Annotated in this window: 20 protein-coding genes; 16 read left to right on the forward strand and 4 right to left on the reverse strand. The window is 34.6% G+C overall.

The features are described from left to right. Positions 1-100 precede the first annotated feature (100 nt). From BKM63_RS22585 to BKM63_RS22610, 6 genes are all read left to right on the forward strand, one after another. Entirely contained in the window at positions 101-1,360 is a 1,260-nt protein-coding gene (locus BKM63_RS22585) for a YeiH family protein (RefSeq protein ID WP_071638835.1), read from the forward strand. A 571-nt stretch (positions 1,361-1,931) separates the two neighbouring features. After that, a complete protein-coding gene (locus BKM63_RS22590) occupies positions 1,932-3,587 on the forward strand; it encodes an arylsulfatase (RefSeq protein ID WP_071638836.1) in 1,656 nt (551 codons plus the stop codon). Positions 3,588-3,617: 30 nt separating this feature from the next. Then, positions 3,618-4,442: a serine O-acetyltransferase EpsC gene (gene epsC / locus BKM63_RS22595; protein ID WP_071638837.1), complete on the forward strand. Its 825-nt coding sequence runs from the start codon at positions 3,618-3,620 to the stop codon at positions 4,440-4,442. Positions 4,443-4,585: 143 nt separating this feature from the next. Continuing rightward, on the forward strand, positions 4,586-5,506 hold the full coding sequence (gene cysK, locus BKM63_RS22600; protein ID WP_071638838.1) for a cysteine synthase A: 921 nt from the start codon (positions 4,586-4,588) through the stop codon (positions 5,504-5,506). 102 nt (positions 5,507-5,608) lie between these two features. Next, a complete protein-coding gene (locus tag BKM63_RS22605; protein WP_071638839.1) occupies positions 5,609-6,532 on the forward strand; it encodes a family 2A encapsulin nanocompartment shell protein in 924 nt (307 codons plus the stop codon). Next, a complete protein-coding gene (locus BKM63_RS22610; protein WP_071638840.1) occupies positions 6,513-8,447 on the forward strand; it encodes a family 2A encapsulin nanocompartment cargo protein cysteine desulfurase in 1,935 nt (644 codons plus the stop codon). The genes BKM63_RS22605 and BKM63_RS22610 overlap by 20 nt, the downstream gene beginning before the upstream one ends. A 127-nt stretch (positions 8,448-8,574) precedes the next feature. Here BKM63_RS22610 and BKM63_RS22615 read toward each other — a convergent pair whose 3' ends face one another. Further along, positions 8,575-9,024, reverse strand: a complete 450-nt coding sequence (locus tag BKM63_RS22615) for a DUF1810 domain-containing protein (protein ID WP_071638841.1) — start codon at positions 9,022-9,024, stop codon at positions 8,575-8,577. Between the two features lie 195 nt (positions 9,025-9,219). Beyond that, positions 9,220-10,473, reverse strand: a complete 1,254-nt coding sequence (gene rocD / locus BKM63_RS22620) for an ornithine--oxo-acid transaminase (protein WP_071638842.1) — start codon at positions 10,471-10,473, stop codon at positions 9,220-9,222. A gap of 195 nt (positions 10,474-10,668) precedes the next feature. Between rocD and BKM63_RS22625 the strand changes: the two genes are divergently transcribed. The 4 genes from BKM63_RS22625 to BKM63_RS22640 all read left to right on the forward strand — a co-directional run bounded on the left by BKM63_RS22625 (position 10,669) and on the right by BKM63_RS22640 (position 14,102). Beyond that, on the forward strand, positions 10,669-11,121 hold the full coding sequence (locus BKM63_RS22625; RefSeq protein WP_071638843.1) for an Lrp/AsnC family transcriptional regulator: 453 nt from the start codon (positions 10,669-10,671) through the stop codon (positions 11,119-11,121). Between the two features lie 109 nt (positions 11,122-11,230). Then, the gene (locus BKM63_RS22630) at positions 11,231-12,004 is read left to right on the forward strand and encodes a dienelactone hydrolase family protein (protein ID WP_071638844.1); all 774 of its coding nucleotides are present in this window, start codon (positions 11,231-11,233) and stop codon (positions 12,002-12,004) included. 85 nt (positions 12,005-12,089) lie between these two features. Next, a complete protein-coding gene (locus BKM63_RS22635) occupies positions 12,090-13,079 on the forward strand; it encodes a DUF3667 domain-containing protein (protein ID WP_071638845.1) in 990 nt (329 codons plus the stop codon). Between the two features lie 6 nt (positions 13,080-13,085). After that, positions 13,086-14,102, forward strand: coding sequence for a M28 family peptidase (locus BKM63_RS22640; RefSeq protein WP_071638846.1), 1,017 nt, complete (start codon positions 13,086-13,088; stop codon positions 14,100-14,102). Positions 14,103-14,258: 156 nt separating this feature from the next. Here the strand turns inward: BKM63_RS22640 and rho are convergent, their stop codons facing one another. Beyond that, positions 14,259-16,067 (reverse strand): transcription termination factor Rho, encoded by a 1,809-nt coding sequence (gene rho / locus BKM63_RS22645; protein ID WP_071638847.1) that lies wholly within the window; start codon positions 16,065-16,067, stop codon positions 14,259-14,261. Positions 16,068-16,251: 184 nt separating this feature from the next. On the opposite strand from rho, the gene BKM63_RS22650 reads away from it, so the two are divergent. The 3 genes from BKM63_RS22650 (at position 16,252) to BKM63_RS22660 (ending at position 18,448) form a co-directional block, all read left to right on the forward strand. Continuing rightward, entirely contained in the window at positions 16,252-16,668 is a 417-nt protein-coding gene (locus BKM63_RS22650; RefSeq protein ID WP_071638848.1) for a DUF4293 domain-containing protein, read from the forward strand. A 158-nt stretch (positions 16,669-16,826) separates the two neighbouring features. After that, positions 16,827-17,489, forward strand: a complete 663-nt coding sequence (locus BKM63_RS22655; protein WP_071638990.1) for a response regulator — start codon at positions 16,827-16,829, stop codon at positions 17,487-17,489. A 95-nt stretch (positions 17,490-17,584) separates the two neighbouring features. Then, positions 17,585-18,448 carry a sensor histidine kinase gene (locus BKM63_RS22660; protein ID WP_242661217.1) on the forward strand — a complete coding sequence of 288 codons (864 nt, stop codon included), beginning with the start codon at positions 17,585-17,587 and terminating at the stop codon, positions 18,446-18,448. A 2-nt stretch (positions 18,449-18,450) separates the two neighbouring features. On the opposite strand, the gene BKM63_RS22665 is transcribed toward BKM63_RS22660, so the two are convergent. Further along, on the reverse strand, positions 18,451-18,945 hold the full coding sequence (locus BKM63_RS22665; RefSeq protein WP_071638850.1) for a metallophosphoesterase family protein: 495 nt from the start codon (positions 18,943-18,945) through the stop codon (positions 18,451-18,453). Between the two features lie 304 nt (positions 18,946-19,249). Between BKM63_RS22665 and truA the strand changes: the two genes are divergently transcribed. The 3 genes from truA (at position 19,250) to BKM63_RS22680 (ending at position 23,422) form a co-directional block, all read left to right on the forward strand. Further along, the gene (gene truA / locus BKM63_RS22670; protein WP_071638851.1) at positions 19,250-19,984 is read left to right on the forward strand and encodes a tRNA pseudouridine(38-40) synthase TruA; all 735 of its coding nucleotides are present in this window, start codon (positions 19,250-19,252) and stop codon (positions 19,982-19,984) included. Between the two features lie 91 nt (positions 19,985-20,075). Further along, positions 20,076-21,830 carry an ABC transporter ATP-binding protein gene (locus BKM63_RS22675; RefSeq protein WP_071638852.1) on the forward strand — a complete coding sequence of 585 codons (1,755 nt, stop codon included), beginning with the start codon at positions 20,076-20,078 and terminating at the stop codon, positions 21,828-21,830. 116 nt (positions 21,831-21,946) lie between these two features. Further along, positions 21,947-23,422 carry a histidine kinase gene (locus tag BKM63_RS22680; protein ID WP_242661218.1) on the forward strand — a complete coding sequence of 492 codons (1,476 nt, stop codon included), beginning with the start codon at positions 21,947-21,949 and terminating at the stop codon, positions 23,420-23,422. The last annotated feature ends 15 nt before the right edge of the window (positions 23,423-23,437 follow it).

The raw sequence follows: 23,437 nt of genomic DNA on the forward strand, positions 1-23,437 counted from the left end.
ATATCCTGCAAGGTTTTCTAAACCTTGCAGGTAGTATCAACAAAACGATTAGATAATCAAACCTGCAAAGTTTAGAAAACCTGCAGGAAATAAACATACAATGTCAGCTACCTCAAAACAATTTACCATTCACGAAGACTGGACTGTCGTAATTCTGGGCTTTATAATAATCGGAATTTCTCTTTTTGTTTTCCTTCCGGAAGTGCCTGTTTTCAGCTGGTCTAATATTGGTGATTTAAAAACAAAAGTATTCGATTCTGCAAACCTCAAAACTATTTTCATTCAATTTATATATTTGATTTCCATTGGAACGCTTGGCGCCTTTTTAATTGGAAAATCAGTAAAATATTTTCTGTTAACTTTCCCTATAGTGTATCTTTTCACTTTAACTGCACTTATTCTGGCAGGGAATTCGGCTGTAAAATCTATCAATTTAGAAGCCGTTATTTTTAGTCTCATTATTGGTTTAGCAATTGGGAATTTCTTTAAACTTCCGGAATGGTTCCGTTCCGCACTTTCTACAGAAGTTTTTGTAAAAATCGGATTGGTTTTACTAGGAACCGGCGTTATTTTCTCTGATATTTTAAAAGCAGGTTCATTGGGATTAATTCAGGCTTTGGTTGTCGTTTTATCGGTTTGGTATTTTGCTTTTTGGCTCTGCCGAAAATTAAAAGTCGACGATGAACTAACCATGATGATTTCGAGTGCGGTTTCTATTTGTGGTGTTTCGGCTGCAATTGCTACTTCCGGCGCTATAAAAGGAGATTCGAAAAAGCTTTCTTATGTCATTTCGATTGTTTTGGTAACCGCAATCCCCATGATGATTTTCATGCCGATAATTGCAAAATATTTCAATTTCCCAGAAGAAGTAACCGGCGCCTGGCTCGGCGGCAGTATTGATACCTCTGGAGCCGTTGCAGCTTCAGGAACTTTAGTGGGAGAAACCGCTTTAAAAATCAGCACTATTGTCAAATTCTCTCAAAATGTTTTACTAGGATTAGCCGCTTTTGCTATTTCGGTTTACTGGACATATTCGCATAATACCTCATCAGAAATCGCAGCATCAAAACCAACTTTAAAAGTAATTTGGGAACGTTTTCCAAAATTTGTAATCGGATTTATTGCAGCCTCACTCCTATTCTCCTTTTTTATTACACCAGAAACCAGAGACGGTGTAAAAGACAGTTTAAAAAATCTGCAGGGAATTTGGTTTGCATTAGCATTTACAAGCATTGGTTTAGAAACCAATTTTAAGGATCTTCTCAGTAATAACAGTCGAAAACCATTATACGCTTTTTTGATTGCACAATTATTCAATGTGATTGTTACGCTGCTTATTGCCTTTTTGCTTTTTGGTTAATTTTTTTTTCACCGCGATTTTTACAACTTGGCATCAATTATATATGTTTTCACACAAAATCAAACTATTTAAAATCAAATAGTTACAAATATAAACTTTATCTTTACCTACTTATATTCCATCTTTTTTTCAAAAAAACTAAAGATTAATTTGGATATTACAATATTAAATATAACTTTGTCTATAGAATTAGTAGAGTTTAAATCATAAAGAGCTGCAATTTTGAAAACAACAGAGCACAACACGCATTACATTCTTCCTAAAAGATACACTTATAGCACCTTTTGTTATATGTGCAGCTGTTGTTAATTTCTGTTTACCTGTTCGTAATAATTCGGTTTGTATCAAAAATCGAAAAATCTAAACCGAACCGAAATAATTCCCAAATTTTACTGAAATATCAATTTGATGCTTCTGCTTCAGAAAGTATCATGCTATAAGAATAAATCAAAAATGAAATGGAGACGACAAACTAACATTCTTTTTGATTACCAAAGGTCATTTCTGCGGCAACAGAAATGACCTGATTTAAAGAACATTTATCATTTACAAAAACAAAAAACACATTACAATGAATACAAAAATTACACAAATTCTGTTTTCCATTCTCTTAACCGGGGCTTTCACTTCTCACGAGTCGAATGCTCAGGCACCATCAAAACCAAATATTATTTTGATTTTGGTTGATGATATGGGTTATTCAGATTTAGGAAATTATGGATCGGAAATTAAAACACCCAACTTAGATAAACTAGCCTCAGAAGGTTTGCGTTTACGCGAATTCTATAATAACTCGATTTGTGCGCCAACACGAGCTTCACTCCTAACCGGTCAGTACCAGCACAAAGCAGGAGTTGGTTTCTTTGACGTAAACTTGGGTTTACCTGCTTATCAGGGTTATTTAAATAAAGAATCCTTAACACTCGGAGAAGTTTTCCGCTCTGGGGGTTACAGCACACTATTATCCGGGAAATGGCATGTAGGTTCTGAAGATCAGGCACAATGGCCCAACCAAAGAGGTTTTGATAAATTTTACGGAATCTTAAAAGGAGCTTCCAATTATTTTGACACCAAGCCGCTTCCTTTTGGGAAAACACCTTATCCGGTAAAACTAATTCGTAATAATGAAGAACTTCATCCTAAAGACGATTCGTATTACTTTACAGATGAAATTGGAAACAATGCCGTGACTTTCTTAGACGAACAAAACAAAGAGAATAAACCTTTCTTTTTGTATCTGGCTTTTACAGCACCGCATTGGCCATTACAGGCAAAACCTGTTGATATTGCCAAATATCGAGGAAAATTTGATGAAGGCTGGGATGTTTTAAGAGAAAAGAGAATCCAAAAATTAAAAGAAAACGGAATTTTACCGGCCGACCAAACCATAGCCTCAAGAGATCCGGAAGTTCCCGAATGGAATAAACTGACTTATGACGAAAAACAATTTTGGAAAGCCAAAATGGAAGTTTACGCCGCTATGGTCGACAATATGGACCAGAATGTTGGAAAAGTTTTAGACAAACTAAAAGCTTTGAAAAAAGATAAAAATACGCTGATCATTTTCATTTCAGATAATGGTGCTCAGGGCGGATTTAATACTTATAATCCCCTTGGAAGAGGCCTGGTAAGAAATGAAGGACCAGTTGGAACCTCGGGATCATTTGATTATCAGGAACAAAACTGGGCTTATTTATCAAACACACCTTTACAGCAATATAAAAATAATATGCACGAAGGTGGTTTTAGTTCGCCTTTTATCGCTTGGTTTCCATCAAAAATTAAGGCTGGCCGAATTGATAAAGGAACCGGACATATTATTGACCTTGCTCCTACTTTTTATGAATTGGCAGGAATTGAATACCCAAAAGAATATAATGGTGTGACGACAAACGCTTTGGTTGGAAAAAGTTTGCTGCCTGTTTTATTTAATAATGTTTCACAGGTCGACAGAGGCGCACCATTATTTTGGGAAAGAGCAGGCAACAGAGCTGTTCGCGACGGAAAATGGAAATTGGTTTCTATTTATCCTTCTTACGAGTGGGAACTTTACAATCTTGAAACAGATCGAGGTGAAACAACCAATGTGGCACAGCAAAATCCGGCTATCGTAAACAAACTTTCGGCTTCTTATTTTGAATGGGCTGACAAGACCGGAGTTGTAGAATACAGCAAATTCAAACTAAAACCAGAGACAATGCCAGGCGGAGCCGCGTTGAAAAAATAAAACTATTTTCTAACCAAAAGATCATCAATTATGAATTCATTTTATCAGGAAATTGCAAAGCAGCATCAGGAATTATTGATACTTCCTGAGAAAAAACTAATTCATCAGTTTATAGATGATCTCTTCATCATTTTATTTTCAAACACATCAAAATCATACGAATCAGAAGCTACCATAAAATACAAATTCAATCAGTTGAAAAAACAGTTTGAGGAATTGGTTTTGGATTTTTCATCAAAAAAAGACCAAAACCAGGATCAAACCGCAATCTTTTTCGACTCTATTCCGGGTTTGCATAAAGAGGCGCTCAACGATTCTTTAACCATATTGACAAAAGATCCTGCAGCCAAATCCTTAGAAGAGGTATTATACTCGTATCCAGGTTTTTTCGCTATTGCCGTTTATCGATTTTCTCATCAGCTTTGGAAGCAGGATTTAAAATTATTAGCCCGAACAATTTCAGAATATGCGCATATTAAAACCAGCATAGAAATTCATCCGGGTGCCAGAATTGGGAGCGATTTTGCCATAGATCACGGCACCGGAATTGTTATTGGCGAAACAGCTGTTATTGGCAATAATGTTCAAATATACCAAGGTGTTACGCTGGGTGCTTTAAGTGTAAAAAAAGAGGAAGCCTTTATAAAAAGACATCCCACAATTGAAGACAATGTTATTATTTACGCCAACAGCACTATTCTAGGGGGCCAAACAACGATAGGCAGGGATTCTATTATTGGAGGAAATGTATGGCTGACGTATTCTGTGCCGTCCAATTCAGTTGTTTACCACAAAAATGAGATGAAGATTAAGGATAATAATCCTTTTCCTGAACCCATTTTATATTCTATTTAAAAAATTGAGTTTAAATTTTTAACACCTAATACCGTCTTTTAAACTTTGTCAAAGTTTGAAACTTTGACAAAGTTCTGGAAACAACTAAAAAGTATGTGTTAAAAATTATTCTCAATAAATTGAAGTTTAAAAATATCAAAAACATGAAATATCAGAACATTTTAGAAACAATTGGGAATACGCCCCATATTAGGCTGAACAAGCTTTTTACCACACACGAGGTATGGATTAAATTAGAAAAATCGAATCCGGGATCGAGTATCAAAGACCGAATTGCATTGGCCATGATTGAAGATGCCGAGAAAAAAGGACTTCTAAATCCAGATTCAATTATCATTGAACCCACATCCGGAAATACCGGAATTGGACTTTCGTTGGTTGCAGCTGTAAAAGGTTACAAGGTAATTATTGTAATGCCGGAATCGATGAGCGTAGAACGCCGAAAAATCATAGAAGCCTATGGTGCTGAATATGTTCTTACACCGCGAGAAAAAGGAACTTCGGGAGCGGTTGAAAAAGCCAAAGAACTGGCATCGACAATTAAAAATGCTTTCCTGCCTTCTCAATTTACAAATCCGGCCAATGTCGAAGTTCACGAAAGAACAACAGCACAGGAAATCCTGGCCGATTTCCCAAACGGAATTGATTACTTAATTACAGGCGTTGGAACAGGCGGACATATTACCGGAGTTTCCAAAGTTTTAAAACAGCATTTTCCAAATCTAAAAACTATTGCAGTTGAGCCTGCACTTTCGCCTGTTTTAAGTGGCGGCGTTCCTGCTCCTCACCCATTGCAGGGAATTGGTGCGGGGTTTATTCCGGAAGTTTTTAATCGGGATTATATAGATGAAATTATAACCATCGAAAAAAATGATGCTTTTAATTTTGCCAAAAAACTAACAAAAGAAGAAGGCATTTTTGGAGGTGTTTCGACCGGAGCGGCACTGGCAGCGGTTTCAAAAAAAATAAAAAATATACCCGAAGATGCCGTAATACTAACTTTTAATTATGATACAGGAGAGCGTTATCTTTCGGTAGAAGAACTATTCGGATTTTTTTCTTAACAAATTATAAATCAAATGTTTATAATTAAATAAAAACATATAATTTTAATACATAAATCTATTAATTTTTTAATCAAAAAATTAACCAAAAACTATAAAACTATGGCAGATTTACAAAAACAACAGACCGCATTAGGCGATGTTGCAGCAAGACAATTAGCAATTGCAACTCGTACAGTTCCTCAAATTGGAACTATTACTCCACGCTGGTTAACACATCTTTTGCATTGGGTTCCTGTAGAATCGGGTGTATTTCGCCTGAACAAAGTAAAAAATGCAAATCATATCGAAGTTGATTGTTCAGCCCGTGATGAAAGGGTTCTACCTAACACTTTTGTTGATTATATCGATAATCCAAGAGAATACAATCTGGCTGCAGTTCAAACCATTGTTGATGTTCACACTCGTGTTTCTGATTTATACAGCAAACCATACAACCAAATTTCAGAACAGCTTCGTTTGGCTATTGAAACCATCAAAGAACGTCAGGAAAGCGAATTAATCAATAACAAAGATTACGGATTACTAAGCAACGTTGCGCCATCTCAAATTATAAAAACAAGAACCGGTGCACCAACGCCAGACGATTTAGACGAATTGCTGACAAAAGTCTGGAAAGAACCCGGATTCTTTTTACTGCATCCGCTGGCAATTGCTGCTTTCGGACGCGAATGTACCCGTCGTGGTGTTCCGCCGCCAACAACTTCTCTGTTTGGTTCTCAATTTTTAACATGGAGAGGTATTCCACTAATTCCATCTGACAAATTACCAATCGTAAAAGGAAAATCAAAAATCATTCTTTTAAGAACAGGTGAAAGTCGTCAGGGCGTTATTGGTTTAATTCAGCCTGGATTACAAGGCGAACAATCTCCTGGATTATCTGTACGTTTTATGGGAATTAATGAAAAAGCCATTGCATCCTATTTAGTTTCACTTTATTGCTCTTTGGCAATCTTGGTAGATGATGCTATTGCGGTTCTGGAGGATGTAGAAATAGGAAAGTATCATGAGTACAAATACTTATAATAACGGTCTGCCCAACATCGACGAGCTGCAAAATCTCGCAAACGAATTGTTTAAAGCCCTGCCTAATGAATTTCCAAAAGAAATATCATTAAGTCCGGATAAAGCCGAACATCCGCGAGCCACAAAAATTGCAGAAACGATATTACACGCCGGAAATACTGATCAGTTTGGTCAGATTCCCGCGATAAGTCCGTCGAATATACAGCCGGCTCCGCCTGCATTTAGTGGATTTGGGGCTTCTCCTTCTGTATTAAATTATGGAAACACAGGAGTTTCAGTTTTATACCCAAATGCCGGAGCAGGGTTTGATCCGCAAAGCAAAAATACTTCCTCAGGTGTTCAGGAAAACCACAATTTAAATATCGATAATCCTCATACCGGGTTTTATGATGTGAATTTAAAAAACGGAAATCCCGCCCAGCTGAATGAAGAAACTGCTTTTTCATCATTGTTATTGAACAATCAATATCTGCCATTTCAAACCGAAAATTCTTCGTTTGAAATTGAATTACAAACGGCTTTGAAATTTGTTGATACACAATTTAGAAAACGAGAAGATTTTCCGTTAAACGGAAATGAGACAGCCGCTTCCTATTATTTCTTAGATCAAAATCCTTTTGCGTTTGATAAAAGAAGTACAGATATAATAGTTGGTAACTCTTTTGACCATAAAGAAATAAGTCTTTTTAAAGGACATCATTTTGACGCGGCATTAGTCAAAAAAGATTTTCCTATTCTGAGAGAAACGGTAAACGGAAAACCTTTAGTTTGGTTTGATAATGCAGCAACAACACAGAAACCTCAATCCGTAATTGATAGAATTGCGTATTTCTACGAACACGAAAATTCAAATATTCATCGTGCAGCACACGAACTTGCTGCTCGTGCTTCAGATGCTTATGAAGCTGCACGAGAAAAAGTAAAAGTTTTTTTGAATGCCGGTTCTGTAAATGAAATTGTTTTTGTGAGAGGAGCCACAGAAGGAATAAATCTGGTCGCTTCCAGCTGGGGCGAACAGAATTTAAATTCAAGCGACGAAATTATTGTAAGTAATCTCGAGCATCATGCCAATATTGTTCCGTGGAAAAGATTAGCAGATAAAAAAGGGCTGAAACTAAGAGTAATTCCTGTTGATGACGACGGTCAAATTCTGCTTGATGAATATGCAAAGCTGCTCAATTCAAAAACACGTTTGGTTGCTTTTACACAAGTTTCCAATGCGTTGGGAACAGTAACTCCTGCCAAAAAAATTGTTGAAATGGCACATGCTGCAGGAGCAAAAGTTTTAATCGACGGTGCACAATCAGTTTCGCACATGAAAGTGGATGTTCAGGATTTAAATCCGGATTGGCTGGTATTTTCGGGTCATAAATTATTTGGACCAACCGGAATTGGAGCTTTATACGGAAAAGAAGATTTATTGAATGATACCCAGCCCTATCAATCTGGCGGCAACATGATTCAGGATGTTACTTTTGAGGAAATAAAATACCACAAAGCTCCCAATCGTTTTGAAGCCGGAACCGGAAATATTGCCGATGCAATTGGCCTTGGTGCCGCTATCGATTATGTTACCAAACTTGGAATTGAAGCCATTGGACAGTACGAGCATTATCTATTAGAATATGCTACAAGACTGCTCAAGGAAATTCCGGGCGTACGATTGATAGGAACTGCCAAAGATAAAGCCAGTGTATTGTCTTTTAATTTACAAGGATATTCAAACGATCAGGTTGGCCAGGCTTTAAACAAGGAAGGCGTCGCGGTAAGAACCGGCCATCATTGTGCACAGCCTATTTTGCGAAGAATGGGCGTTGAAACAACGGTTCGTCCTTCATTGGCATTTTATAATACAACAGAAGATGTTGATACTTTTATTAAAACCATTTGGGAACTTAAAAAAGTAAGATTCTAAAAATAATGAGAGAATTTATTCTCTAAGAAATAATTACTTTTTTTGATATTTTAAGTAATTATAACCCTGAAAGCGATTGTTGTACAACAATCGCTTTTTTTAATATATAATAAGCAAAAAAGTAAAATTAAGATGCCAAAGCAATTTCTAAATTTTCTATTCTTGACAAAGTAAGCGGATCTGAATATCCAAGGAAAAATACATCTAATATTTCCTGAAATACAGGATCAGCATTTTCAATCTGAGAAAAAAGAGTCATAGAAGAGCGCAGTTTTCTTGCATTTAATTCTCCAAGAATCGCCTCAATAGATTTTGCTTTATACTCTAATAAAACCTTACAAATTTCAATCAGATGTTTTGCTAAAATAGGATGATTTAGGAAATCTTCTGCTTCCTTAAGATCAGCAAGAGCATAATAGTTAGCAATGGTGCTTTTTCCTAAACCTTTTAACTGCGGAAAAATAAACCACATCCAGTGTGTTTCTTTTTTTCCTTTTTTTAATTCTGAATAAGCAGTAAGATAAAGTTTGTTTTGTGCATCTAAAAAGCGGGTTAAATCATTATTTGCGTAAGCCATCTGAAGTTATTTTTATAAGGTTAAAGAAAATTTTCAGCCTTGTTTTTAAAGTCATTCAAAACTACTCACCTTCGCGATTTAAAATTTATATAATTAAAGCCGCTTCATTATATAATTTCAATTGCATAAAAAAACAAAAACAGCCGTGAAAACTTAAGTATCACAACTGTCTTTTAAACCTTTTAAGATGAAATATTATTTTCTAAAATCAGTTAAAGATTTCTCAATAATCTCAAGACATTCTTTAATCTGCTCTTCTGTCATTACCAATGGCGGTGCAAATCTAATTTTGTTTCCGTGAGTTGGTTTTGCTAATAATCCGTTATCTCTAAATTTTAAACAGATTTCCCAGGCCAGATCAGAATCTTCACCGCTGTTAATTACAATAGCATTAAGTAAGCCTTTTCCGCGAACCAGCGTTATAAGATCATTTCTTTCTGCAATTTCATTTAATCCCTTTCTTAAAATGATTCCTAAACTTTCTGCATTTTCAGCAAGTTTTTCTTCTTTAACCACTTCCAGCGCTGCAATTGCAACGGCAGCCGCTACAGGGTTTCCTCCAAAAGTAGATCCGTGCTGTCCCGGTTTAATAACATTCATAATTTCGTTATTAGCTAAAACGGCAGAAACAGGATAAACACCTCCCGAAATCGCTTTTCCTAAAATTAAAATATCAGGTTGTACGTTTTCATGGTGAACGGCTAATAATTTTCCGGTACGGGCAATTCCGGTTTGAACTTCATCGGCAATAAATAAAACATTATGTTTTTCGCATAATGCTTTTGCTTTTGCTAAATATCCTTCTGACGGAACATAAACTCCAGCTTCACCCTGAATTGGTTCTACTAAAAATCCCGCTATGTTTTTTGATGATTCTAAAGCTTTTTCAAGAGCTTCAAGATTATCATATTCAATTTTTATAAATCCGTCTGTAAACGGGCCAAAGTTTTTACGTGCCGTTTCATCATTTGAAAATGAAATGATAGTTGTTGTTCTTCCATGAAAGTTGTTTTCGCACACGATAACCTGCGCCTGATTTTCAGGAATACCTTTTACTTCATAAGCCCATTTTCTGCAGACTTTAAGTGCTGTTTCAACAGCTTCAGCTCCCGTATTCATTGGCAGTACTTTATCAAAACCAAAATACTTTGTTACATATTCTTCGTAATTTCCTAATTTGTCATTGTAAAAAGCACGAGAAGTAAGCGTTAGGGTTTGAGCCTGATCGATCATTGCTTTTACAATTTTCGGATGGCAGTGCCCTTGATTTACTGCAGAGTAAGCAGATAAAAAATCATAATATTTTTTTCCGTCAACATCCCATACATAAACACCTTCTCCTTTTTCTAACACCACAGGAAGCGGGTGATAGTTATGAGCTCCGTATTTATTCTCTTTTTCTATTAAAATTTCTGATTTTGATGAAAGTATTTCTTGATTGTTTGCCATGATAATTTTCTTTTTACAGGAACAAAAATATAAAAATTATTTATTTAACAACCAAAAATAAATACATTTAACTCCAAAACAACAATACAAAGTAAAAAATAACTTATTTTTACCTAAATTTAAGTCATTTTAAAACAAAGCGTTTAAATCGAACTAAGACTTATTTTTATCTTTACAAAAATTAAAAATAACGGTATGGATATTTTAGATGAATTTGACATAAAAATCATCAAGGAATTAGAGAAAGATGGTCGAATTGCCTTTTCGACAATCGCCTCTAACTTAAAAATTTCGAATACAATGGTTCATCAGCGTATAAACCGTTTATTTGAGCAAGGCGTAATTACGGGTATTAAACCTATTTTGAACGAAAAACAAATTGGTTATGACTGGGCATCTTTTACCGGAATTACACTAAATAAAGATTCTGATTCTGAAAGAATTATCGAAGCTTTAAAAGAAATTCCCGAAATTACAGAATGTTATTTTGTAACTGGTTCCTTTACGCTTTACTTAAAAATTACGGCAAGAAACCATGAACACATGCGTAAAATATTATACGAAAAAATAGATAACATTCCCGGAATAGCAAAAACCGATTCGATGGTAGAATTGGGCTGTGCATTTAAGAGAAATGTATCTCTGTAAGTAATATTCATTTTCAATCCATTTTTAAGAATATAAACCTCGAAAGAAATAGCTTTCGAGGTTTTTTTGTAACATTTTATTTCAGATATTTGTTAAAAATTGTAAAAAAATGAAAAATCCAATCCTATTTATTTTCGCTGCAATACTGTTTTCAACTACTATGAACGCACAACTGAAACCCATAAAATATACTGAAGGAAGCCAGACACTTAATGGCTTATTTATAAAATCGGCTAAAAAAAGCGCTAATAATCCAGGGATTTTGCTTCTGCCTGCCTGGTTAGGAATTGACAATGCCTCAAAAGGTATTGCCGAAGATTTAGCTAAACTAGGTTACAACGTCTTTATCGCTGATATTTATGGAGAAGGAAATTATCCAAAAAACACTGGTGAAGCAGGAAAGCAAGCTGGTTATTACAAAACAAATTTTGAAGCTTATCAAAAAAGAATTGATATTGCATTACATGAATTAGTAAAATTAGGTGCTAATAAAGATAATATTGTGGCTATTGGCTACTGTTTTGGAGGAACGGGAGTTCTTGAAGCAGCACGTGGTCATTTAAATCTAAAAGGAGTTGCTTCATTTCATGGCGGTTTAGGCAAAGATGCCGCAAGAAAAACAGAGCCAATTACGACCAAAGTTTTAATATGCCATGGAGCTGATGATCCGTTTGTTCCAAAAGAGGAAATTGCATCATTCCAGCAGGAAATGCGTGATGCTAAAGCCGACTGGCAAATGATCTATTATGCAAATTCTGTGCATTCTTTTACAAATCCTGAAGCAGGAAACGACAATTCTAAAGGTGCTGCTTATAATGCTGTTGCTGCAAAAAGATCTTTTGAGCATTTACAGCTTTTCCTGAACGAAGTTTTGAAGAAATAGAATGTACAACCCGTATAATCTGCGGGAAAAAAACCGCAGTATAAGCTGTAAAAATTAACCAAAATCAAACCAACTAAAATAACCAATGTCACACAGTCCGATTAGAGAAGACAAAACCTGCTTAAACTGCAGGCATGTTGTTGAGCAAAAATTTTGTCCAAATTGCGGGCAGGAAAACACAGACAGCCGAAAAACTTTTCATCATTTATTTATTCATTTTTTTGAAGATTTGACCCATTATGAAAATGCATTCTGGAAAACAATAAAAAATCTTCTTTTTAAACCAGCCACTTTAACCAAAGAATATCTTTCAGGAAGACGTTTGTCGTACCTTGCTCCTGTTCGTCTTTATATTTTTATCAGTTTTATTACTTTTTTATTGATTGCTTTATTTCCTAATAAAGTAACCGATCAGCTTACCAAGAGCGAAAAAGAAATTTCGTCTAGTCTCGAAAAAGTAAAAACAAAAGATCTTAGCTACAAGGATAAATCCTATTTTAAGTCAAAAACAATAGACAAGTCCTATTTTAAGTTGAAAACAATGAAAGAAATCGATTCCATTCAAAAATATGGAAAAGAAAAAGAAAAGCTTTCAGATTTTCAATACTGGCTTTATGAAAAAGTTGTCCACGTGACAGAAAACAACACTAAAAAACAAATTATTGAAAAATTTATAGAATCGTTTGTACATAACATACCAAAGATTCTTTTTATTATAATGCCGTTTTTCGCCTTTTTCTTATGGCTGTTTCATGATAAAAAGAAATGGTATTATTTTGATCATGGGATTTTTACGCTGCATTATTTTTCATTTTTACTGCTCATATTTCTCATTTTATTTATCATAGAAAAAATATTTGGACTTCTTGGTCCGCTTAGTGTTATCTCAGATATTATAACTTTTGCCGGAGTGCTCTGGATGAGTTATTATTTTTATCCGGCGCATCATCGTTTTTATGGAGAAAGCAGAATTGTGTCATTTGTTAAAAGCGTGGTATTATTCTTTATAAACTTCTTTTTTATTCTATTTTTACTCACGTTTTATATTTTATATACATTCATCAATTTACACTAATACAAAATGAAAAAAATTGTAGTTCTTTTATTAATTGCCTCGGCGTTTTCATGTAAAAATGCGCAGTCAGTTGCTTCTAAAGACAATTCAGATCCAACAAAATATGTAAAGCGTATTTCTGAAAAAGATCTTAAAAAAATGCTTTATGTAATCGCTTCAGATGAAATGGAAGGCCGTGAAACTGGATCTGCAGGACAAAAAAAGGCGGGTCTTTATATGATCGATCAATATAAAAAAAGCGGTATATCATTCCCTAAAGGTGCATCAGATTATTATCAGCACATTCCGGCATCTTTTTTAAATGCCAGACGAAACGAAAACTTACCGGATTCTGAAAACATCTGGGCTTACATTGAAGGTTCTGAAAAACCAGATGAAATTTTGGTTATTTCTGCACATTATGATCACGTTGGAGTTAAAAACGGCGAGGTTTATAATGGAGCCGATGATGATGGTTCTGGAACTGTTGCTGTTATTGAAATGGCTAAAGCATTTGCTAAAGCTAAAAAACAAGGTCATGGTCCAAAACGTTCTATTTTATTCCTGCACGTAACGGGTGAAGAACATGGCTTACACGGATCTCGTTTTTATTCTGAAAATCCCTTGTTTCCTATCGCCAATACGATTACAGACATTAACATCGACATGATTGGCCGTCGTGATGTGGAACATGCTAATACGAACAATTACGTTTATGTAATTGGTGCCGACAGATTATCATCGGACTTACACAATGCAGTTGTGGCTCAAAACGAGAAATATATCAAAATGGACTTAGATTTTAAATTTAATGATCCTAAAGATCCAAATCATTTTTATGAGCGTTCTGACCATTATAACTTCGCTAAACATGGCATTCCGTCAATTTTCTTCTTTAATGGAGTTCACGAAGACTACCACGGAAAAGACGATATTCCAGAAAAAATCGAATACGATGCTTTAACCAAAAGAACTAAACTTGCTTTTGTACTTGCCTGGGATTTAGCAAACAGAGAAAATAGACCGGTAGTTGATAAAAAATAGGTGCTAAGGTTCTAAGTCGCTAAGGTTCTAAGTCGCTAAGGCTCTAAGTTTAAAGAAGCAAAAAGGGATGAGTTTTAAAACTCATCCCTTTTTTATATTATAGATTCCAAAAGAAAACCTAAGTATCTTAGAGCCTTAGCTCCTCAGAACCTTTCCTTAGTCATTCATCGAGATCAAAAACTCTTCGTTGTTTTTTGTTTTCTTGAAACGGTCGTTTACAAAATCCATCGATTCTACCGGGTTCATATCCGATAGATATTTACGCATGATCCACATTCTTTGTAATGTTTTTTCGTCTAATAATAAGTCATCACGACGTGTACTTGACGAAGTAAGATCGATTGCAGGGAAAATACGTTTGTTTGCAATTTTACGATCTAATTGAAGCTCCATGTTACCGGTTCCTTTAAATTCTTCGAAGATCACCTCGTCCATTTTAGAACCTGTTTCAGTTAATGCAGTAGCGATAATACTTAACGAACCACCGTTTTCTACATTTCTCGCCGCTCCAAAGAAACGTTTTGGTTTTTGTAATGCATTTGCATCCACACCACCACTTAATACTTTTCCAGATGCAGGCTGTACGGTATTGTAAGCTCTTGCTAAACGTGTAATCGAATCTAAAAGAATCACTACATCGTGTCCGCATTCTACCAAACGTTTTGCTTTTTCTAAAACAATATTGGCAATTTTTACGTGTTCTTGTGGTTCTCTGTCAAAAGTTGACGCAATAACCTCACCGCGAACACTTCTCTGCATATCAGTAACCTCTTCAGGACGCTCATCAATCAAAAGAACAATTAAGTAAACTTCCGGGTGATTTGCTGCAATTGCATTTGCAATGTCTTTTAAAAGCATTGTTTTACCCGTTTTTGGCTGTGCAACGATCATTCCACGCTGCCCTTTTCCAATTGGAGAAAACAAATCGATAATTCGGGTTGATATAGAACTGCCTTTTTCGGCTAATTTAAATTTTTCTGAAGGGAAAACCGGTGTAAGGTGCTCAAAAGAAACTCTGTCACGAACCACCTGCGGATCGTGTCCGTTAATTTTTAATACTCGAACAAGAGGGAAAAATTTCTCTCCTTCTTTTGGAGGACGAACCACACCTTTTACAGTATCTCCGGTTTTTAAACCAAATAATCTGATTTGTGAAGTCGATAAATAAATATCATCCGGAGAAGCTAAATAATTATAATCGGAAGAACGTAAAAATCCGTAACCATCAGGCATCATTTCAAGAACACCTTCACTTTCAATAATTCCGTCAAATTCAAAATCTGAATCCCTAAAATTATTCTTCTTGTTTTTATGGTTTTGGTTTTGATTCCCGTTATTACCATTTCCGTTACCGTTACCGTTTTGGTTCGGGTTTGCATTTTGGTTTTGATTTGGATTCTGATTGGGATTTTGGTTTTTATTCTGATTAGGATTAATCTTTTTAACCGGAGCAGGATTTTCAGACTTCTCAGCAGTCGGTGCTGTTGTGGTATTTTCTATAACTTCCTCTGCAGGAGTTACTTCTTTAGCAGCTTCTTTTTCTTTTTGCAGCGCAACCTTTTTTTCATAAGCCGACTTATTGAATTTCACAATTTTCGGTCCTTTTTTCTCTGCTGTTTTATTTTCAGCTGGTTCTTCAGCTTGTACTATTGGTTTTTCTTCTACAGCCGCAGGTATTTCAATTTCCTTTGGAGCTTCCTCTGTTTTATCAAATTCAAGAACGGGAGCATTTTTACCGGCTGTTTTCTTAGCCGGAGCAATTCGGGCTCTTTTCGGCTTATCAATATTTGCATCCTTTTCTGCAACAGTTTCTGCGGGCGGTGCTGAGGCCGCCTCCTGATGCGCTAATATCTGAGTGATCAGAGTATCTTTTTTAACGCCATTAAACTTTATTGTTTTAGCTAACTTAGCTATTTCTTGAAGCTCAGAAAGCTTCATTTCTTTTAATGCAGAAATATCAAACATGAATGTTCTATGAATTTAATTATTTTAAAGGAAATACTGTAAAAAGAATAGGTAGATATTTTTTTTTCGATTGACCGCAGTATGAAGTGCTTACGGTATTATGATGCAATAATACGAATAAAATTTAATCATACAATAGTATTTTAAAAAAAGAAAATATATTTTTGTAAAACAATTTTAGATCATGATACAAAGAATTCAAACCGTATATTTACTTCTTACCTTTGTAGTTACAGGGGTTTTAATGTTTTTTATGCCGCTTTGGACATTAAATACAGGCAAGGCTTTTTATTTTATGCAAGACCAGCTTTACACTGTTATTTTAGGTTTAAGCACTATGCTTACTATTGTTAGTATTATTTCATACAAAAAAAGACAAAATCAGTTTGTAATGGGCAGACTGAACATAATATTAAATTTAATTTTATTAGGATTATTTGTATATCGCTCTCTAAATTTATCTGGAGAAACGGTTAACGCTGTTTCAGAGAAAGGTATTGGGATGTTTCTTCCAATTGTTGCTATCGTATTATTAGTTTTAGCTAATAAGGCCATCAAAAAGGACGAAGATCTTGTAAAATCTGTAGACCGTTTGAGATAAACCTATAAACTTAATTTTTTTGTGCGAAGAGAACCCGAATTTTATATTCGGGTTTTTTTGTGCCCGTAACTTATTATTGCACAACTAATAAATCAGACCAAAAATACGTTTTGTAAGATATTTTTTTCATAATTTTGCTTTTTGTTCCAAAAGCAGTTATGACAAATAAAATAAGGATACATCTTGCTGATGACCACCAGGTACTTATCGATGGGCTCTCCAATTTATTACAGACAGTTTCAAATTTTGAGGTTGTAGGCAGTTCATTGAATGGTAATACCGTATATGATGATGTAGTTAAAGATCAGGCCGATATTCTGGTTCTGGATATCAGCATGCCCGAAAAAGACGGAATTGAAGTTTTAAAAGAATTCAGTCAAAAAGGTTTTCCATGCAAAGTAATTATCCTATCCAGCTACGATGATTTAAAAATCATTAAAGAAGTAATGAAATTAGGTGCTAAAGGCTATTTAACAAAAAAATGTGCAGGAGAAAACATCATCGAAGCGATAGAAGCAGTTTATCAGGATCAGGAATATTACAGCGATGCCGTAAGAGAAAAAATATTCAGTATATTTTCTCAAAATAATCCAAAATTAAACAAGAATGTTTATATCGAAAATCCGATTTTAAGTCCGAGAGAAATTGAAATCATAACTTTAATCTGTTTGGAATACAGCGGAAAAGAAATCAGCGAACAACTTTTTATAAGCGTGAATACGGTTGAAACACATAGAAAAAATATTATGAAAAAACTGCATATAAAAAACACTATCGGACTGGTAAAATATGCTCTGAAAAACAAATTGATAGCTTCTTAATTCAGTTAAAAAAAAACAGTTAACCATAATAGTCATTTATGTTTATTATTCGAATTTTCATATTGGTTTTTCTTCTGTTTTCCAGCGAAAATAAGATGTTTAGCCAGCATATAATTTCTTCTGAAAAATCAAGTACTGCTTCTTACGAAAATTCAAAAAAAACAAGTGTTTCAGAATCAGCCAAAATTGAACAGCTTCGAAACAAAAAAGTAGTAAGTCTTTCTATCGTCCTGATTATCATATTGTGTTTTCTTTTTTATTTTGTCTATCAAAACAACAAACTGAAACAAAAAATCAAACGAAAAGATACCAAACAAAAAATACTGCTTAATGTTATAAATGAAGGCATTGACAGTCAGGAAACCGAACAAAAAAAGATTGCTTCTTTTTTACACGATAACATTAATTCCCTTCTTTCTTCAGCTGGACTGCATTTGAAAGTTTTTACAGCCAAAAGCAACATACAATCAGAAGAAATTCAAAAAGCAAAAGCAATTTTAGAACAGGCACACGATCTGCTTCGTGATATGTCTCATGAGCTTGTTCCTACCCTTTTGGTGCGATTTGGTTTAATTTACGCCTTAGAAGATTTATGCGAAAGAAATTCTAATTCGAGTATTACATTTAAATTTTCAAATTCTGTTTCGACTGATACCAGATATTCTGAGAAATTCGAAACAAAACTTTACTTTATAGTTTCGGAACTAATCAACAACATTATAAAACATAGTGAAGCAAAAAAAGCCCAAATTTCAATACACGAAAACCATAATCAGTTAATCATTATAATCCATGATAACGGAAAGGGTTTTGATGCTGAAAAACTTAACGAAATTGAAGGTTTTGGCTTAAACCGAATTAGAGTTCGAATTAAAAAACTCAAAGGCACTTTCTCTATTATTTCCAGAGCAAATGAAAACACAGGAACTTCTATTAAAATAAAGGTCCCTATTTCTTAGCTTTATTTTTTACCTATTTCGATAATTTCTAAATCCTTTATTTTATCATCGTCGATAACAAAACGCAGCATGGTTCTCATTTGATGAAAACCGCTTTTGCCTGCCGCACCGGGATTCATGTGCAGTAGATTATTCTTTTTATCAAACATTACTTTCAGGATATGCGAATGTCCGCAGATGAATAATTTAGGGGGATTTGATGCCATTTCTTCTCTAATAGCCGGATTGTATTTTCCAGGATACCCTCCAATATGTGTGATCCAGACAGAAACATTTTCGCATAAAAACCTATTGTGAAGCGGAAACTCTAATCTTGCCTGCGCATCATCGATATTTCCGTAAACACAACGCAGCGGTTTTAGCTTTTTTATAGTGTCGGTTACATGCAAATCTCCAATATCACCGGCATGCCAGACTTCATCGGCCTGAGCCACATATTTTAAAATGGTATCATCGATATGAGAGTGAGTATCGGAAAGAAGGAGGATTTTTTTCATTCTTAAGGAGCTAAGATGCTGAGTTGCTAAGGTTCTGAGTTTTTCTCTTTCTGAGATTCAAAAGACTCGTAGATGCAAAGGTACAAAGGTTTTTTTAAAAGTGGTTAAGGCTCTAAGATACTAAGTTTTTTTTCTGGAGACACACTGCTGTTTTATTAGTTTAATAGCAAATCAATCATTTTAAACATAAAAAACTTAGAATCTTAGTTGATTAAAAAACTTAGAACCTTAGTATCTTAGCAACTCAGCAACTTTTAAAAAAAACCTTTGTACCTTTGCACCTCAAAACCTTTGAATCTTTACCTTGAGATATTTTATTCATTTTGCTTATAACGGAACTCATTACCATGGCTGGCAGTTTCAGCCGAACGCTTCATCTGTTCAGGAAACCTTAAACAAGGCGCTTTCGGTTTTATTGAATTCGACTATAAATGTAATGGGAGCCGGAAGAACAGATACGGGTGTTCATGCCGAGGAAATGTACGGGCATTTTGATTTTGAAAATCCAATTGATGTTCCTGTTTTGGTACACAAACTCAATTCGTATTTACCAAAAGACATCGCAGTTTATGATCTTATAAAAGTTCATGATGATGCGCACTGCCGATTTGATGCTACGAAAAGAACTTACGAATATCATATCAATATGGTTAAGAATCCGTTTTTAGAGGAATTGAGCTGGTATGTAAATCAAAAGCTAGACATTAATTTAATGAATGAAGCAGCAAAGATTTTATTAAAACATACCGATTTTCAGTGTTTCTCAAAAGTGAATACAGATGTCAATACTTTTGACTGCTCGATTTTTGAGGCCTATTGGAAAAACGAAAATAACAAATTGGTTTTTACAATTTCAGCGAATCGGTTTTTACGAAATATGGTTCGGGCGATTGTGGGAACTTTGATTAATATTGGTTTACACAAAATTACGCTGGAAGATTTTGAAAATATTATTGCCAGCAAGAACAGAGAAAAAGCCGGATTTTCGGTCCCGGCACACGGTTTATATTTAACCAAAATTTATTACGACTATTTATAAGCTTTAAGCTTTAGGCAATAGGCTTTAGACTTATTTCTTACTGCTTACTGCTAATAGCTTACAGCCTAAAGCTTAAAGCATCAAAAAAAAAATGAAAGCAAAAGCATTTGATACCGGATTATTTAAAAGAATCTTAAAATATACAAAACCTTATAAGTGGCGTTACTATGGCGTGATTATTTTTGCTGTATCGCTTTCGGTTTTTGCGGCACTTAGACCTTACTTATTAAAACAAACGGTCGACGGCTATATCAAGACTCACGACAAAGAAGGATTACTTCTTTATATTATTTTGATGGGTGCTGTACTTTTAATGGAAGTCTTTTCACAATTTTACTTTGTATATTGGGCAAACTGGCTTGGGCAGGATATTGTAAAAGACATCAGAACGAAACTTTTCAAACACATTTTAAGTTTTAGAATGAAGTATTTTGATTTGGTTCCGGTTGGGCAATTAGTTACCAGATCAGTTTCGGATATTGAGTCGATCGCTCGTATTTTCAGTCAGGGGTTATTTATGATTATAAGCGACTTGATGAAAATGCTGGTGGTGTTGATTTTTATGTTTTACATGAACTGGAAACTAACCTGGATTGTAGTTGTGGCAATGCCAATTCTGGTTTACATTACCCGAATTTTCCAGCGCAAAATGCAGGTTGCTTTTGAAGAAGTTCGTACACAGATTGCCAATATGAATTCATTTGTTCAGGAACGTGTTACCGGAATGAAAATCGTACAGCTTTTTAACCGTGAAAAAATCGAAGCCGAAAATTTCAGGGTAATAAACGACAAACATCGTGTTGCATGGATTAAAACAATTCTTTACAACTCCATCTTCTTTCCTATTGCCGATATTATTTCGTCGATCACTTTAGGATTAGTGGTTGTTTTTGGCGGATTCAAGATTTTGAATGGCGATCATTTTACCACTTTTGGGGATTTGTTTTCGTATACAATGTTTATCGGGATGCTTTTTAATCCGTTAAGGCAAATTGCAGATAAGTTCAACGAGATGCAGTTAGGAATGATTGCAGCTAATCGTGTTTTTGATGTGATTGACACACAGGATCATATTCAGGATACAGGAACACTTGAAGCTCCGGTTTTTGATGGAAGTATCGAATTTAAACAAATTCGTTTCAGCTATATTCCCGAAGAAGAAGTTATAAAAGGCATTGATCTGTCTGTAGCTTCCGGACAGACTGTAGCGATTGTAGGTTCTACAGGTGCTGGAAAATCAACAATTATTAATTTGCTTAATCGCTTTTATGAAATTAACAGCGGCTCAATATATATTGACGGCCAAAATATCGAAAACTATACTTTGGCTTCACTCCGAAAACAAATTGCTGTAGTTTTGCAAGATGTATTTTTATTTGCCGATACTATTTACAACAATATTACACTTTATAATCCCGAAATTACCCGCGAGCAGGTTCTGGATGCTGCAAAGAAAATTGGTGTTCATGATTTTATTATGAGTCTTCCGGATAATTATGATTTTGATGTAAAAGAACGCGGTGTAATGCTTTCATCAGGCCAAAGACAATTGATTGCTTTTTTGCGTTCGTATGTAAGTAATCCGAGTATTTTGATTTTGGATGAAGCAACTTCGTCAATCGATACCTATTCTGAAGAACTGATTCAGCGCGCAACTGAAACTATTACAAAAGGTAGAACTTCTATCATTATTGCGCATCGCTTGGCGACAATTGTAAATGCAGATAAAATTGTGGTTATGGACAAAGGACTAATTGTGGAACAAGGAACGCATCAGGAATTGTTAACGAAAACGGATGGGTATTATAAAAACTTATACGATTCTCAATTCTCGGTTGCGAATTAATTTATAAAATACTTTTGAGATTTAGATTAAAAAAAATAACATCCCGACGCGCATTTTTGATTTATATAGCCGTCTCCATTCTTATTACTGTTTCTTCTGTATATATATTGAGTAATTTGATTACTGATCTTACCGAAAAAGCGAATGAAGAGTCAGCACAACGTAACTTTATTAAAAAGCAGGAATTTTTGTCGCAGGAATTCTCAAAATTTCTGGAACAGGAAAACAGGATAAAGCACGTTTTAAAAATAAGCCGGCCAGAAGAACTGGCCTCAAACTTACATGTTTTATCTTCGGTACAAAACACCAATTCATTGGTAGCCGATAATTGGTTTCAGATAAATGATAATAAAATTCAGTTTGGAACTGATTCTATTTCTGATGTCCTAAAAAAAGATGTCGAAGATTTTATCCAAAAAAATAAAGATCAAGATCAAAATCATATCAACGTTATTATTCCGCAGGGAAAAGAATGGGTTTGGAGAATTTATTTTAAACTCATTTCAAAAAACACAATAGTACGTTACGGCTACGACATCAACTTAAAAAAACTTGTTGATTATTTTTCTACTGTAGATATCAAATCGACTAATAATTATGCTTTTATTTTTGATAGATCAGGAAGATGTATTTATCATCCCGAATCGAATTTTATAGGTAAAAATATTTATGAAATTTCCTCTACCCATGCAATTGACACTATATTTCCTAAAAAGCAGGATTATGTAAAAAGAGTCACCTTGTCTGAATATTTAGGACTGGATGTTATCCGATTTACAAAAAAATTAGATCTTAAAAATTCGCATTGGTTTGTATGTGTCAATTTTCCAAAAAATATTATTAACGAGAATACAGCATTAATTGAAAAATATTCAACCTGGATATATTCAATTACTACCATAATGCTTTTGCTTATTTTCTATTTGTTTTCTTACGCAAACAGACGTGCGTATAGAGAAAAAGGAATTGCGATTAAAGAAAAAAACCGACTTCTTGTAGAAAATGAAAAAATCGTAAAAGAGAAAGCACTTATTCAGCTCCAGCATTTAAAAGAGCAGATTAATCCACACTTTTTGTTTAATTCGCTCAACTCACTTTATATGTTAGTGGGAAGCGATGTAAAAACCGCGCAGAAATTCACTTTGAATCTTTCTCGTATTTATCGCTATTTGATCGATCCGCCGCAAAAAAATATTGTACCGCTTAAGGATGAATTATTATTTATAGAAAAATATATCTTTTTACAGCAGACTCGTTTTAAGGAAGAATTATTCTTTTCTATTAAAATTGAAGACAACGAAGCCCTCGATAAGTTTATTCCGTATCTGGCATTTCAGGTAGTGGTAGAGAATGCTATTAAGCATAATATGGCAACACACGAAAATCCGTTAACGACCGAAATTCTAATTCAAAAAGATCAGGTAATAATCACTAATAATCTTCAAAAAAAGATTCATAGTGAACCCGGTACAAATTTTGGATTAAAATACTTGTTAAGCATTTATAACTTCTACTCCAGAACCAATTTAACCACCTCAGAAAATGACGGCAAATTCGTATGTATTCTGCCATTAATAGCCATTCACTCCTAAAAAAAAGCCATTCAC

This window comes from Flavobacterium johnsoniae (assembly GCF_001879205.1).
In the GTDB taxonomy this organism is placed as follows: Bacteria; Bacteroidota; Bacteroidia; order Flavobacteriales; family Flavobacteriaceae; genus Flavobacterium; species Flavobacterium johnsoniae_A.